11 protein-coding genes are annotated in these 14,978 nt (G+C 60.0%); 2 read left to right on the plus strand and 9 right to left on the minus strand.

The annotated features are described in order from the left end of the window. Positions 1-48: 48 nt before the first annotated feature. From P0D71_RS08045 to imuA, 9 genes are all read right to left on the minus strand, one after another. Entirely contained in the window at positions 49-1,470 is a 1,422-nt protein-coding gene (locus P0D71_RS08045; RefSeq protein WP_408479630.1) for a hypothetical protein, read from the minus strand. Between the two features lie 299 nt (positions 1,471-1,769). Further along, a complete protein-coding gene (locus P0D71_RS08050; RefSeq protein WP_408479631.1) occupies positions 1,770-3,536 on the minus strand; it encodes a UvrD-helicase domain-containing protein in 1,767 nt (588 codons plus the stop codon). After that, the gene (locus P0D71_RS08055; RefSeq protein ID WP_408479632.1) at positions 3,529-5,604 is read right to left on the minus strand and encodes an ATP-dependent nuclease; all 2,076 of its coding nucleotides are present in this window, start codon (positions 5,602-5,604) and stop codon (positions 3,529-3,531) included. The genes P0D71_RS08050 and P0D71_RS08055 overlap by 8 nt, the downstream gene beginning before the upstream one ends. Beyond that, on the minus strand, positions 5,594-5,959 hold the full coding sequence (locus P0D71_RS08060; protein WP_408479633.1) for a hypothetical protein: 366 nt from the start codon (positions 5,957-5,959) through the stop codon (positions 5,594-5,596). The genes P0D71_RS08055 and P0D71_RS08060 overlap by 11 nt, the downstream gene beginning before the upstream one ends. A gap of 189 nt (positions 5,960-6,148) precedes the next feature. Then, positions 6,149-7,273 carry a hypothetical protein gene (locus P0D71_RS08065; protein WP_408479634.1) on the minus strand — a complete coding sequence of 375 codons (1,125 nt, stop codon included), beginning with the start codon at positions 7,271-7,273 and terminating at the stop codon, positions 6,149-6,151. Then, positions 7,270-7,770 (minus strand): DUF4365 domain-containing protein, encoded by a 501-nt coding sequence (locus P0D71_RS08070; RefSeq protein WP_408479635.1) that lies wholly within the window; start codon positions 7,768-7,770, stop codon positions 7,270-7,272. The genes P0D71_RS08065 and P0D71_RS08070 overlap by 4 nt, the downstream gene beginning before the upstream one ends. A gap of 244 nt (positions 7,771-8,014) precedes the next feature. Continuing rightward, complete coding sequence (locus P0D71_RS08075; RefSeq protein WP_408479636.1) at positions 8,015-11,164, minus strand: error-prone DNA polymerase; 3,150 nt, start codon at positions 11,162-11,164, stop codon at positions 8,015-8,017. Between the two features lie 6 nt (positions 11,165-11,170). Next, positions 11,171-12,637 (minus strand): Y-family DNA polymerase, encoded by a 1,467-nt coding sequence (locus tag P0D71_RS08080; RefSeq protein ID WP_408479637.1) that lies wholly within the window; start codon positions 12,635-12,637, stop codon positions 11,171-11,173. Then, positions 12,567-13,274, minus strand: a complete 708-nt coding sequence (gene imuA, locus P0D71_RS08085; RefSeq protein WP_034194664.1) for a translesion DNA synthesis-associated protein ImuA — start codon at positions 13,272-13,274, stop codon at positions 12,567-12,569. The genes P0D71_RS08080 and imuA overlap by 71 nt, the downstream gene beginning before the upstream one ends. A 122-nt stretch (positions 13,275-13,396) precedes the next feature. Between imuA and P0D71_RS08090 the strand changes: the two genes are divergently transcribed. Both P0D71_RS08090 and P0D71_RS08095 read left to right on the plus strand, forming a co-directional pair. Next, the gene (locus P0D71_RS08090) at positions 13,397-13,648 is read left to right on the plus strand and encodes a hypothetical protein (protein WP_408479638.1); all 252 of its coding nucleotides are present in this window, start codon (positions 13,397-13,399) and stop codon (positions 13,646-13,648) included. 383 nt (positions 13,649-14,031) lie between these two features. Then, positions 14,032-14,946, plus strand: a complete 915-nt coding sequence (locus P0D71_RS08095; protein ID WP_408479639.1) for a DUF72 domain-containing protein — start codon at positions 14,032-14,034, stop codon at positions 14,944-14,946. Positions 14,947-14,978: the final 32 nt, after the last annotated feature.

Genomic DNA, 14,978 nt, shown 5'->3' on the forward strand with positions numbered 1-14,978 from the left:
CAAGAAGGGAACCGCGATCTAACGGGCACGTTGAACCCGGTCACCACGTCAGATCTGAATGACTTTGCCTCGCTTGCCGGGGTAGCGTGGTTTCGGCGGCATGCGGGTCCGACGCCGCCGTTCGGCGTCATCGGGATCAGCGGGTGTCTTTGACTGCACCGCCAATACAATGCCCTTTTTGCCTTTCATTGCAGCCGCGATGAATGGAACCAGGACTTTCGCTTGTAGCGCCGATGTGCCCACCCACCCCCGGGACACAAGACCGGTGAAGGCACTTGGCGTAAAGTAGCGGCGGCCTAGTGTCTCTGGATACAGTATTTTGCCGCCCTTCTTCCCCTCCATGCGTCGGTCCAGTACCAACCGTTTCCAGTACTCTCGAGTTACGTAAAAGCCGGGCACATGGCTTTTCTCTTCGTATGTTAAAAGCCGGGTACAGAATTTTAGGAAAAAAGGATCCGAGCAAAACCGATACCCATCGCAGGTCACATCAGGGGCGACCTTCGCCAGCTCAGTCGCCGCAGCGTCCATTCGGGCAATCTCCTTGTCCAGTTGTGCGTCGGGGCGATAGCCCGCCTCGCCGTCGTCTCCTTCAAACATTTTATATTGGACAAAGACGACGGCCCCGAGGGTTTCGTTGACATAGATAAGATCGACACCAAGCTGCTTTTCTAGCTCCATCTTGTTGGCTAGAACAATCGTCAGCTTGGTCTCGCCGTTCTCGAATGTACGAGCGGGGTATTGTTGGGACTTGACATAGTTCCAGTCTCGATCGCCGGTTTCCAGATCGCGGAGAATGAGCACGTCCTCCATCGCGCGCATGCTCTGCTCATCGTCAAAGATCGACGTGGTGTCGGTCAAATTCTCTCCATTGAGCTGAGCGGCAGCCTTTAACCGCTCCTTGGGAATTCCGGCGATCTCCAAAGCGGTTACGGCGGCGTCACGTTGGTAGGCCCAGTTCATCCGCGCTGTGGTGGGTCCGAGCTCTGGGGGCGGACGTTTTCGGTCAACAAGCCCAGTTGCGATTCTGTGCGCTAATGGATCGACGCGTTTCAGCGCATCCATTATCTGCTCGAATGCTTTGGCTGAAAGAGTTCCTCCGGCATCAAGCGCTTTGCGCGCACGCCATGTCTGCGCGCCTTCTAACTTCTTTTTGATCGCAGAAATGCGAACGGGAGCCTCAAGAGGAGTGAGATTCCAAATATCCAATTTGTCGCGACCTGATTCGGCTGCGTAGTAGACAACACTTCTAGCCACATGCGTCAGAAAGCGCCCATCCGTACTGACAAAACAGAGCATCCATTTCCGACGAAGCGCTACCGGGATTTCCCGGATACCTTGGCTGCATATCTCACGAAAATGAAGCGCGTCTTCAAGCTCCTTTAGACGATTCGCTTTGACTTGAAGAAGGAAGCCTATCTCTGGTATCCAAAACGCCCCCGCCTGCGGATATTGGTTTTCAAATTGAGGCATGAAGGTTTCCTCGAGATTTCCATGAAAATGAATTGATCGTGGTATTGCGCAGAAGCCGGCAGGGACGGCCCGCAAGCATTGTCCAATACTTTTTCAGCAAGTTCGCGCGACCTGGCGATAACGCGGGAACATAATGGCAAGAGCGTCGTCCTGACGCCAGAGCGAAATCCAAAACCCAGTATCCCCATCCGCCGTCTTGGACGATACCCCATGCCTGATCCAACGATGGTCTCCTAATCCATCTCAACGTTAATGCCATGGTCTACAGTCCCGCTGTTTGACATCGGCTCTCACACAAATCAAACCTGCGGCAGTTCGGGAGCCGCTGGGAGCGAAATGATGTTTGCTTCGCCAAACCACTGCGTCAATCTGGCCATGGCCTCTGCATTCAAAACCTGGGTGAAAAGCAAAGCAAGGCGGACTTTGGGACGCGAGCAAGCAACATAAAACAGGTTACGGTTACTTTCAAAAAACTCCACTTTGTCAGCCGGCGGCCCCGGTTCGATCCACTCAAGCATCTGCGCGAAGTTATACGCGTTCCAGCCGCGCCCGACGACCACCAGCACATTTTCGAACTCCGCTCCCTTCACACCATGTTTGGTCGAAAACGGCGTATGGCCATCGATGAAGCGGTCGAGTGCAATGATTTGTGTATAAGCAACGCCCCGTAGCGCTCGCAACTGCGTCACCCGGCTTGATTCGTCCTCCATCGGCTCAGGACCAGCTTCCGCGAGCCTGCGCTCACGAGCCTCGACTGGTTCAGGCAGCCGCATATGGGGCTGCGCCGCAATAAAATCTATGACATCGCCGATTGAACCCGACAGTCGCAATTCGTTCAGGGTTCGCATGGACTCTGCCCAAGCCACTTTGTCCTGATGTCGGCGGATCCGTGGCATGCCAGTCCCGAAGCACTCGAACATTTCGCCGTAACGCTGGGCGGCAAAAGCCGCGCAGGCCGGTTCAAGCTGATCGGTCAGAAATTTGACATGAGGATCTTCCTTCTTGAGCCAGCGGTCGGTGTTGCGTCCGTAGATGGGAGGAATACTGGCATAACCTTGCTCGCGGGCCAGGACGCTGTGACTAAGCATGAGAATCTTGGTTCGCATAGTCGAAAAATCCCAGCCCTCATCTGTGAGGCGAGTGCGAATATGATTAAAATAGGCACGCGCCGCTTCGGGCGTAGTGTCGCCCGTCCAGTGTCCGCCTCCCCTCCCCGTCCGTCTGACACCCGTCCACTCGTTGGTGTGAAATACGCGCGCCTCGCCCGGGGCATCGGGATCACTGACCATCTGCGGCAAAGCTGGCCGCATGCGGTTCAGTACTTCGACTATCGCATTGACTGACCGAAAATTTGCGTTCTTGTCGATGACTTCCAGTGCATCATGCTCGACCAGCCCGCAACCGTCGCCATAGATTTTCTGCCAGTGATCGCCGAATAGCCCGATCATGGGCCCTTCATCTCGGTCCAGGAACCAGGTTTTGAGAGCGTTAATCAATGCATCGTTGGTGTCCTGATACTCGTCGATCAGGAGGATTGGATAGCGAGCGGTCAACACCCGCCGAAACTTCGGAAACTCCAGGGCCCGGGTCATCAGTGACAAAACGTCGTCGTGTCTGATCGTGACCTCGCTTTCACTAACGCCCGGATAGCCCAGTTCATAGTGAACGCGCCGCGCTCCAATGCCACCGAAGGATTCAAGACGCTCGGCCCAGTCCGGAAGCTGTGGTACGAGTTCCCGCAATGTCGTCTGGAAGTCCTGCAAAATGGACCAGCAGAAGCCGTGCACCGTCTCAGGTCGCACCGCGGGGTGCGCCTGGATGCGCGAGATAATCTCGTCTCTCGCAACGTTCGTATACGTGATGCAACCCACCTGCTGCCGCTGGCGCAGAAATTCGGTTCCGCGACGGTCTATCAGACGGCGTAGCGCCTTCTCGAGCGAATAGGTCTTTCCCGCGCCAGCTCCTGCCTCCAGGCGAAAGCTGCGGCTATCATCCAGGCACGCGTACATGCGCTCCAACGCTATCCGGCCCGCAACGTCAGCAGGGCTCTCGTGCAGATCAGCCATGTTCGCCTGTCCCCTCAACATCTATTTCGACGCCAGCCGTATTTGCTACGATTCCAACAGCCACAGCGTGGGGTGCCACAACGGGTGCACCACTGCCTTGCGCCAACCACCTTAGGCCCTCGGCAATGTATCGGGGGACATTCCATTCGGTATGCTCGATCGCGTAAGCAAGAGCAAACTTGGACTTCTTCTGAGCGGCGGCGTGCTCATAGGCCAGTTGTGCACTGTCACCCGGGCCGAGTGCAAAATGATCCGGGTTGGCCAGGATGAACGCGTCTTCGAAGCTCCGTGCGCACGGTCCACCGTCAACCTCCGGGATCTGGTAGGCGAGACGCCAACTGTCGATCGTCTTGTCCTCGGTGCTCCTGGTCAATAATTCTGTTGGCGACACGTCATCGCCGAACCAGGCCTTGATGCAGCCGTTACTGGTGAACTCCCCTTCAGCGACAGGCACAGCTTCACGCTTTCCGTTTGCGTTGGGCGCCACCGCATCGATATCGGTAATTATCAACGTTCGCAATTCAAGGAAGGCCAGGAGCTCGAAAAAACGATGGGCGTAGGCTCCGCCAACTTCCATCACAGTCAGATACTGGCTTGCAAGCTTGGGCTGTCCGGCAGCAGCGGCGTCGGTCTTGCGAATCATTGCAGGAAGCAGCAGTCGCTCTGACGTCCCTTCGATCAACACCGCTTTGTCCGCGAAGAAGAGATCGCATCGCGTCAGCGTCAAATACTGATGCATAAATTCGCGATCGGGCGCGGGCGTGTTACCCATGCCTTGGCGCAAGTCCTTGACTACCGAGCTACGCAGACCGCCACCGTCCGCCACGGACAGGAAGTACCGCATGGATTCGAATCGTGCCTCGTTCGCCATGTGAGGCGAATGGGTGGTTACGACGAACTGCACCGGCCATGGCCGGTTCTCATTCAGTTGCGCGACAAAGGCAGACGTAATCTGGTCGAGCTGGCGGATGAAGACTTCCTGCATCTGGGGATGCAGATGCGCCTCCGGTTCCTCAATAAAGATGAGATGTACGCCTGCGGCAGCTGGCGTCGCCTGATATTCACGGAAAAAGCGCAGCAACTGCAGGAGAATGTATACGAGGTTGCGCACGCCCAGTCCATTGTAGGTCTCGGGCAGAGTGACGCCATTCGCCCCGACATAGCGGACCTTGGTGTGGTCATTCAGAAGCTTGTCGACATCGAAGTTGGTTTCGGTAACGAGCCCAGGATCGGCGAGACCTGGATATCCGAAGAGATCAAAAGTCGGCAGCAAGGACGTGAGCCTCGCGTTAAAACCGGCATGAAGGTCATTCTGGATTTGTTCCACCGCCTCCTTCAGTTGCTCGGCCGTCGTGCGCTTTTCAGCGTCGAGTGGATCGGTTAGTGCCGATTGAAAAAGAACTTCGACAACCTTCCCGAGAACATCGCGTTCGCGATGGGTGTCGTCGTCGAGCCCCCGCTGCGCATTGATGAAGCCGCCACGTATCAACGAGGTGAGCGTTCTCGATTCGAGCGCTTTGCGATTGGCCGGATCGTTAGGATCGACCGCCTCCAGTGAGGGCGCATACGCGGTGGGCAAGCGAGCACCCAGCACGCGGAACAACGACGCACGATCAGCAGCCGGCTCCTGGCCAGGAGCCTCGATGTCGGCGAATAGCGTCTCGACAGCGGTCGGGCGTGGGCCATATGAGAGCACCAGGCGCGCGTAGGAACACTCTGGATTGAGATCGATAATGCAATCGCTCAGAGGCCCGAGATCAACAGCATCGAGATCGTAAGCAATGTCGACTGTAAAGCGGATCGACGGCAGACTGGCGTAGACATCCGCCACAGGAGCGCCTGCCCGAAGCGCCCCGAACGCCTCCCAGAAGCTTTCATGGGACCCAAGTGAGAAGTCCTCGAGCTGAAAGCTGGGGTTTCTGTCCGACAGCAATCTGCGGAACAGTTCGGCGATCGAGGTTTTGCCGCTATTGTTGCGTCCAACGATCAGAGTAGTGCGTTCCTCTAGGCCAAGCGCGACGTTCCGCAAGAGTCGGAAGTTTTCGATCTCGACATGTTTAATCAGCATTTTGCCCCTCGATCGTCTTTATGCGTCTGCGTTGTCGTGCGGCAATTTCGCGACATGCGGCCGTAAAGGAAGCCAATGCAGCAGCATAGTGGAGAAAAATCGTCGGTGCCAATCGCTCCGCCCTTCGAACCATGCGGAGAGACAGTGAAGGTTTGGTCGTGCGGCGCTCTTGACCAGAGCGCAGGTAACGATAAACGATTCCGACGGTTTCGCTGGACGCAGTTTCCGCGCACCGAACTGCCCCAACAGTGAATTCAGCACTTAAGATCAAGCGCGCTCTGATATCCATCTCGTCGCTCGCCATTGTGCAACCGGGTAGAGCGATAGGAACAGCCAGCAAACCGATGATTTTCACGCTCCCCTCGAGGCTCCGCTCAGTTCGTAGCACACTTGTTCACCAGCGGAGCACTGGCAGGCACTGGACGCGTACGCCCGCTGCAACCCGGCGACAGAATCCACGTAGTTGAGCTTGGCAGTCGTCTGGCGGCTTGAGGTAAACGGGCGGAGACTGAGGCGCACAGAATTGTGCCAGCCGAGCGCTCGCCTAGAGGAGGTCCTCGATCTCGATAACGCCGAAATTCTTCGGGTTCAACAGCTGGGCAGACTTACTCTTGATGTGCACATCACCTTCAACCCGCACGAATTTCGATTTGTCGTGCGCCACGACAGCCTGATGATAGTCATCGCCTGTCAGTTCGACTTGCACCTTACGGTCGACGTCACCAACCGTTGAGTCGATGGTGATCGTACCTGACGTTTCGTCCTTCGGCCGGCTCAGCTTCGTGATGTAGCCGGTCAGCCTGCGCCCGGGAAGAATATAATCCCCCTTGTAGTAGCCCGTCGCCTTTTCGAGCGTCTCAACGTACTTGCCATCAAACACAAATTTCGCTGGTGTGCTCTCGAAGAGTGGACTTGGCGCTGCTGTCACAGTGATCTCGAAAGTCCGGTTGCGCTTTTCACCACTAAAGCCTAGCAATGCATCGCACATGTTAGAACTTGCACCAGCTAGAACAGCCTCGTCAAACGCGCCGAGTTCGCCCTTCTCTTCGTAGGTCACAGTCGCCTTCTCTAGAGCGCTCAGTCCCGCGACAAGGTTCGACGTGATTGCTTGCGCGAGTGGGATCGTGTTCACTACATTGTGGCCATCAGCAACCGTCTGGGCTGGAGCGATAACATTGACAACGTAGCTCCCGATCTCGGTCTGCCCAAGCAATAGCGTCTCAAGGTATTCCTTCGCTTCCTTTGGAGCACCTCGGGTAAATTGCTTCCGCTTCGCGTAGAGAGACCGTGCTGCCGCAGACAAAAGATCTTTGGCCTTCGCGATCAGCAAGACACCGTCATTGATCGGGATCGTTCCGTCCTTCGTGTCATCATGCACCACACGAATAGTGATGACATTTGCGAACAGCCGCTTGACTTCGTTCAGGACTTCAGGGACTGCGCGTTCTTCAAACGACGCAATCGAAGCCAGAGCGTCGCGAATCCGCTGCCAGTAGTCCTTGACGTACGAGAGCGGCAGAACCACTTCCGCGTCTTCGTTGTCCTGCCGGTGCCAGATCGTTGCGACGTTACGAATCTTCCCGTCTTCGAACCATTGCTTATGTTCCAGGTATGCCCTTAGCTGGTCGGAGGACACCTCATGACCGAGGCGACGGTTGGAGCTAGTCATAGCCACTCCCCCTCGCTAGCGCGATCCATCATTGCCTTTAGCGTCTCGGTAGTTAGCCGCTGATTCAACGGAATCGAGACCGTAACCGTGTTCACGTTGTCGGTCGGCTCACAATCACGTAGCGAAAGCCAATAGCAGTTTTTGTGAAGCTCGATATGCTCGTCGCCGTGTCCGATCCAGTGCTCAACATCCTCAGGTACAAGTAGCACCGCCAGATAGCGCGGGGATGCGAAATCAGAGCCCCGAAGGTCATCGTAGTTCTTGCGGGGAAGTGGGAACTTGATCACTTCACCATCTACAAGGTCTTGCGAGGTGCACTTGAGCTGAAATTCGATTTGAGGGCTGCGGACGAGGTGTCCGTGGTAGCCCTTACTCTTGAAAGCAACATCAATGCTGTCGTCATCAACGGATGACGAGGTACGGTTCAATCCCGCATGCGCGCCGAGGGCGCATATGTAGGCGTAGTTGAACTCCTCTTTCTGCTTCTGCGGGTCCATGCTCGCGTGTATTCATTTTTCTATATAGTCGTACACTAGCATGATTTCGGCTGCTGCCGAAAGCTGTCACATTCGCGTCCAGCTTTCTCCTTGGAGGACGAGCAGACAGACTCAAACTCACATCTGAAACGACTGCGAAACGTGGAGGTCAGCCGATGACAAGTCAGTGCCCCGCGATTGCCATGTGGCGAGGCAAAGGCCGGAGAATCAGTCCAATCAAAGTTTTGCCCTCGAACGACGCCGGTCAGCAGAAATTGCGACTGCCCGTCGACAGACCTCCCAGCAGAGAGGAGAGATCAACGAGACGCTGCGCCACCAAATGCCTAACCTCGCCTTCACGCTGCCAGACCCCATATACACCGAGCAGCGATGCACCGAGCACCTCCCGCCTCTGCGCCCTGAGCACCTCCGGCCGGATGATCACGTTCACGTTGCCGGTTTCGTCCTCCATCGTGATGAAGATCACGCCCTTCGCCGTCGCTGGCTGCTGGCGTACCGTCACGATCCCGCATCCCCGAGCCAGCCGGCCGTTGCGGCAGGTATGAAGTACTCGGGCAGACATCAACCTCAGTTTCGTCAGCCGCGGGCGAAGCAGCTCCAACGGATGGCGACCGAGCGTCAGGCCGGCTGAGCGGTAGTCTGCCACGACTCGCTCCGCCTCAGACGGCGTACCCAGCGCAGGCGTGGCTTCGTGGATTTCAGCGGTCGCCAGCATGTCCCGGTCGGGCACCGCCACCACCGCCTGCCACAGTGCCTCGCGCCGGTTTCCCGCCAGCGACGACAGCGCGTTGGCATCCGCCAGTACCCTGAGGTCATGCCGATCCAGTTCGGTGCGTCGCGCAAGATCCTGAATGGAGCTGAACGCACGCACGGCACGTGCGAACTCAATACGCTGCGCCGCGCCGTCGCGCATTCCCTTCAGCAACGACAGGCCGAGTCGCACTGCAGCTCGTGGCGATGCATCGGTCGGCTCAAGCGACGAATCCCATTCGCTGATCGTCACGTCGACCGGCAGCACCGTCACACCGTTTCGCCGCGCATCCTGCACGAGCTGCGACGGCGAATAGAATCCCATCGGCTGGCTGTTGAGCAACGCGGCCAGAAACGCTTCCGGCTCATGACACTTCAGCCAGCTGCTCGCGTAGACCAGCAGTGCGAAACTCGCCGCATGGCTTTCCGGAAAACCATACTCTCCGAAGCCCTTGATCTGTTCGAAGATGCCCTCGGCGAACTCCTTGTCGTACCCGCGCGCCGTCATCCCGTTGACGATGCGGTCGTAATAGTGCTGCAGGCCACCCTTGCGCTTCCACGATGCCATCGCGCGGCGAAGCTGGTCTGCCTCGCCAGCCGAGAAGCCGGCCGCGAGCATCGCAACCTGCATCACCTGCTCCTGGAAGATCGGGATGCCCAGCGTGCGCGACAGCGCTCGCTCCAGATCCCTGCTCGGATAGCTCACGGGTTCGAAGCCCTGCCGCCGTTTCAGGTAGGGGTGCACCGCGCCGCCCTGAATCGGCCCCGGCCGCACAATCGCCACCTCGATCACGAGGTCATAGAATTCGCGCGGCTTCAGACGCGGAAGCATCGACATTTGCGCCCGAGACTCGATCTGGAAAACACCCATCGTGTCCGCACGCGAGATCATGTCGTAAGTCTCGGCGTCTTCCGGCGGAATGTCCTGCATCTCAAACCGCTCGCCACGACGCTCCGATACGAGATCAAGAGTACGGCGGATCGCCGACAGCATGCCGAGTGCGAGCACATCGACCTTCAGCAGCCCCAGCGACTCCAGATCGTCCTTGTCCCATTCGATCACGCTACGCCCGGCCATCGCCGCGTTCTCCACTGGAACAAGCCGCGTGAGCTTGCCGCGGCTGATAACGAACCCACCCGAGTGCTGCGAGAGATGCCGCGGAAAGCCGAGCAACTGGAGCGTCAGCGACGCCCAAGCCTGAATCAGCGGCGTGTCCGGGTCCAGCCCCGCCTCGGCAAAACGCGCCAGCAGTTCCGCGCTGCTGTCGAACCAGTGATGGGTCTTGGCGACACGATCGACGATCTGCGGATCGACGCCGAGCGCCTTCCCGGTTTCGCGCAGCGCACCGCGCGGCCGATACGTCGATACCGCCGCCGCGATCGCTGCGCGGTCCCGCCCGTACTTCTCATAGATGTACTGCACGACCTCCTCGCGCCGCTGGTGCTCGAAGTCCACGTCGATGTCCGGTGGCTCGCCGCGCTCTTTCGAGATGAAACGCTCGAACAGCATGTTCCCGCGTGCGGGATCGACTTCTGTGATGCCAAGGCAGTAGCAGACCGCCGAGTTCGCGGCCGAGCCCCGTCCCTGACACAGGATGTGCTGACTGCGTGCAAAGCGGACGATGTCGTACACCGTCAAAAAGTATGGCTCGTAGTTCAGCTCGGCAATCAGGTTCAGCTCGTGTTCGATCTGATGCTGCACCTCGAATGGCACGCCGTTGGGAAACCGCCGCTGCGCACCGATCCACGTTTCCTGCTGCAGATACATGCTCGCCGTCAAACCCAACGGCACGATCTCATCCGGATATTCGTACTTCAGCTCATCGAGCGAGAAGTCACAGCGCGAGAGGATCGTGAGCGTTTCGGCGAGCGCGTGCGATGGATAGAGATTGGCGAGCCGGAGTCTCGTCCGCAGATGCTGCTCCGCGTTGGGCGCGAGCTCCCACCCGCATTCATGGACCGGCCTGCCGACGCGGATCGCCGTCAGTACGTCCTGCAAGGGCTTGCGCGATCGCACATGCATCGCGACCTGCCCGGTTGCGACGACGGGTATGCCGTGCCGGTCCGCAACGTGCTCGATGACACCGCAGTGGATATCGTCCATCGCACGCTGGTGAAGCGTCAGCGACACCCAGCCTCTTCCGGGAAACGTGGCGTCAAGCCATTCAAGCTGCGCATCGAGCTTCGCCTCGTCGGCCGGATAGTCCGGCACGAGGATCGCCACGCAGTCGGGCACGCTGCGAAGATGCGCGACGTCAGGTTCGGGACGGGACAGATCCTTTGGGGTGAGACGATAACTGCCTTTCGGTGCACGCGTGCGCGCCAGTGTGATCAGCTCCGAAAGATTCCCGTAGCCTTCCCTATTCTGCGCGAGCAGGACGACCCCGAACGCCAGCGAGCCATCTGCATTCGAGAGCCGGAAGTACGAACCGATCACCAGCGGCAGGCCGGCCTCCTTCGCGGCAACGTGGGCGCGCACCACACCAGCAAGCGAGCATTCGTCGGTGATGGCGAGTCCTGCGTAGCCGAGTTGTGCGGCGCGCGTCGCCAGTTCCTCGGCGTGCGACGCGCCGGTGAGGAACGTGAAGTTGGAAAAGCAGAACAACTCGGCGTACGCCGGCAGCATGAGCGAGGGACCGTCCATGGCGCATCATCCGAACAGGCCATGCAGATACCAGCGTGGCTCGTCGCCCTCGCGGCTGCCAACCCGCTCGCGGTATACCCAATAGCACGCGTGGTCCTCTGCGCGCGCAACGAAATAGTCGCGCGTGACCAGGCGCCCGTCATACCAGCCCGCCTCGATCCGTTCGCCGGGTGACACCATGTACAACGGGGTACCGTACACCGGACGGTGCCTGCGCATGACCAGTTGCACCGGCGCGTCGAGCAGCCATGTGGGCCGCGGAAGATTCACTGGTAGCGAACCGGACTTCCACGCATCGCCAAGCGGCACCCAGCGGTTCGCAATCTCTGGACGGTGATCCGCCGTCGGCGCCGGCCGCAGTACATTCGCTTCGCCCAGGCGCGCCGTGAGCAATCCGATGAGCCGCGCGTGATCGCCGGGCGATCCGCCCGGCTCGGGAAAGAGCGTGTCCGACATCGGTGCGACGTCCGACACCTTCGTCGTTTCGATCCCGACCGCAATGACGGGGGCCGCGAGCTCCGTTCTCGCGAGCCGCTCCTTCATGAGCCGCACCAGATACTCGTCGTGCCACACGGGTTCGGCCACTGCAATCGGAATCTCCGTCGGCGCGATCGACTGCGGGCCGCGCTCATGCTCAAGTTGCAGCGTGAGCCCGCTCACCGCCAGTTGCCGGGCAGCCAGCCAGCCGCATAGCTGCGCCACCAGGCGGCGCGCAGCGAAAAGCACCGCTTCGGCGTGCTCAATCCGGTCGGGCAGTTCGACCCGCGCGGCGAATGTCTCCGGCAATACCATCCACTCATAGAGTTCCGGTGCGAGTCCGAATGCGCGGTCCAGCGAATCGAGGACGTCCTGCCCGCACCGGCGTTGCAGTCCGGCGCGGGGCAGCCGGCGCACATCGGCAATGGTCGAGCAGCCGAGGCCGGTGAACCAGTCAGAGAAGGGACGTAGCTCCGAAACGGCGGTCAGCGGAAGCGAAGACAGCGCACGTTCGAGCGACAGTAGCTTGACGAACCGCCGGCTGCGGTAGTGCGCCAGCAGCCATGCGCCCTGCCCGGTCGGGGCGGCGCTGATCCGCGCCGTCACACCGATCGCGTCGATGACCGGCACGAGCTCGTGGCACAGTTTCGTCACACCGCCAAACAGACGCAGGCTCGCGGTGACGTCCACGAGCACGGTCCCTTCATCACACACGACGACGTCCGGCGAGAAACGCATGAGCGCAACCGCGACTGCCCGGAGGATATCGTCCTCGCGTGCCACGTCCCGCTCGTGTACCTCGATATCCGGCGACATTGTCAGCACCCCACCGCGCCGCATTCCCGGACGCACGCCGGCTGCCTGCGCACCCCGGCCGGCGAGGACCACGCGGTCCCGCTCCAGCACGACACAGCTATGCGCCGGCTCAGGCAGCCACCTCGGTCGGAATGCTTCGAGCTGGAGCCGGGGCAGATGGACGGCGAGAAAGACGCGCATGGGAACTGGTCAGGATCGGTGTGGGGTGAAGTGCAACGGAGAGGGGCTCAGCGCGTAAGGGCCCTCGTCGTTTGATGATCTCCACCTCAGCGCCATCGGACGATGGCCTGAGGGCGAGTCGCAAAACTGCCGGCGACGCGTTCTGCGCAACGGTCATCGGCTGGACTACAAAAAAGAGCGTCTCGGCGCTCTGCGCCGCCAGGTGCAGACGTCGCAGCGACGACGCCTTCACGTGCTGTTGCCAGAGCACCAGCGCGCTGCAGGTACCGGCGCGCAGGATCTGCTCGGCCGACCACAGGGCATCGGCCGTGCGCGGCGCCCGAAGCAGCATCAGCCGGTCAGGCGGCAACCCGATATGGACGAGGCCGAACGCGTTCGGCGTGAGCGGCGGCTCGAGCAGAACAACCGGGCGCCTGCCGGGCGCGGCGAGCGCCGGCGCGAGCAACCGCAGTTCGCCGATGCCGGCCTGCTGGACGAGCAGATCGGTCAATGCCCCGAGCGGCCACCCGTCGCCCGGCAGTTCAGCCGACAGCGCCGCATAGCCCGTGTCTACCGTCCGCCCCCGCGCATGCGCGAGCTGGGAAGCACGCCAAAGCGACGGATGGATGGTTTCGGGACGGATGGCGGCAGCAGACATCGGTTTGCGCAGAACACTGTATGAATGTACAGTATCTTACATGGCCATTCGCCGGTGCAAGCTGGCACCTTTTATTTCTTCGGGAGCACGCCGTGGACATGCCCGTGCGCAGGACGCGTCCGATGCCTGAAGTCGCCGCGTGGATTGCGAACCTGCGCGAGGCGTTCGGGGATGAGGCGATCGACGACGCGATCCGGCAGGGCAAGGCCGGAGAACCGACCTTCTCTGCCCGCGAAAACGGCCGCGTCGTGGGGACACCGGCGCCGCCCGCCTCGAATGCCTGGTGTGTCGACGAGACGATCTTTGATCGCCACTTCTGTCCTGGATGCGACGGTTCATGCGTCGGCACCGGACAGCGTTGCCCCACGCGGTAAACTGCTCGACGTCCGAACGGAGGTTTTCGTGTACCGGCTTGCCTTGCCTGCCCTGCTGCTGGTCGCTGTTCCAGCTCTCGCCAAAACGGTTGAATCCGATTCGAGCCGCTACGTCGAGAGCTGGAATCCGCCGGAGGCTCGGTACGCGGCGGTTCATGTGGGCAGCGTGGCACAACAGGCTCCTAGGGCGCGGACAGCCCGACACGCGCCCGGCATGCGACCGAGGCTGGCGAGGGCCGCGTCCGTGCCGTCCGGGGCCAGTGCAACCGCTACCGGTCGGGAGCCAGCGGATCGTGCGCCACGCATTCCGCCGATGATCGGTCCGGGCGGCCAGCCGTTCACCGTGTAGGTACGCAGCCGGTCGACATACGGAGGAGGTGAAAATGGACATCCTGTGTGGGACGGCGGGCTGGACAGACAAGTCCCTCATCGCCTGCAAGCGTTTCTACCCGCGTGGATGCAATACCGCCGAAGCCCGGCTGCGTTACTACGCGTCGCAGTTTCCGCTCGTTGAGGTCGACTCAAGCTTCTACGGGATGCCGTCGGCCTCGAATTCGCAACTATGGTCCGAGCGCACGCCCGACGGCTTCACGTTCAATTTCAAGGCATTCAGGTTGTTGACCGGGCATCAGACACCGCGCGAGGCGCTGTCAACCGATATCGCTGCGGCGATTCCTGATCGCGGCAAGAAAAATCTGTACTACCGCGACGTGCCCGCAGACGTACTCGATGAACTCTGGAAGCGATATCGTGATGCGCTTGACCCGCTTCGAAAGACCGGACGGTTGGGCGTCGTGCTGTTCCAGTTCGCACCCTGGCTGACGAGTGCGCAGGAAGGCTTCGCCCATGTCGAGGAGTGCGCCAGTCGCATGACGGGCTATTTGATGGCAGTTGAATTTCGCAACAGCGCATGGCTGGACGAGCGGCACCGTGCGTCAACGTTCGACATGTTGAAGACGCACGACCTGATCCACGTCATCATGGATGCGCCATCGGGCGTGAAGAATCGCGCCCAGACAGTTTGGGAAGTCACGAATCCGGCTCTCGCGCTGGTGCGACTTCATGGCAGAAACGCGACGACATGGAGCGCCACAGGCGCGGTATCGGCGTCAGTTCGCTTCGACTACGACTACGGCAACGACGAGCTCACCGAACTCGCCGGCCCTATCCGCAACATCGCATCGCGTGTCGCCAGAACGCACTTGATTTTCAACAATTGCTTCGAGGATCAGGGACAGCGCAACGCACGGACCTTGATGGATATTCTGGGCACCGACGCGCTCCCTCCGTTCGCCTAGCGCAAAATCATCTCCCTTGACTGCCGAGCTAC

The organism is Paraburkholderia sp. RL17-383-BIF-A, from assembly GCF_046028015.1.
Classification (GTDB): Bacteria; Pseudomonadota; Gammaproteobacteria; order Burkholderiales; family Burkholderiaceae; genus Paraburkholderia.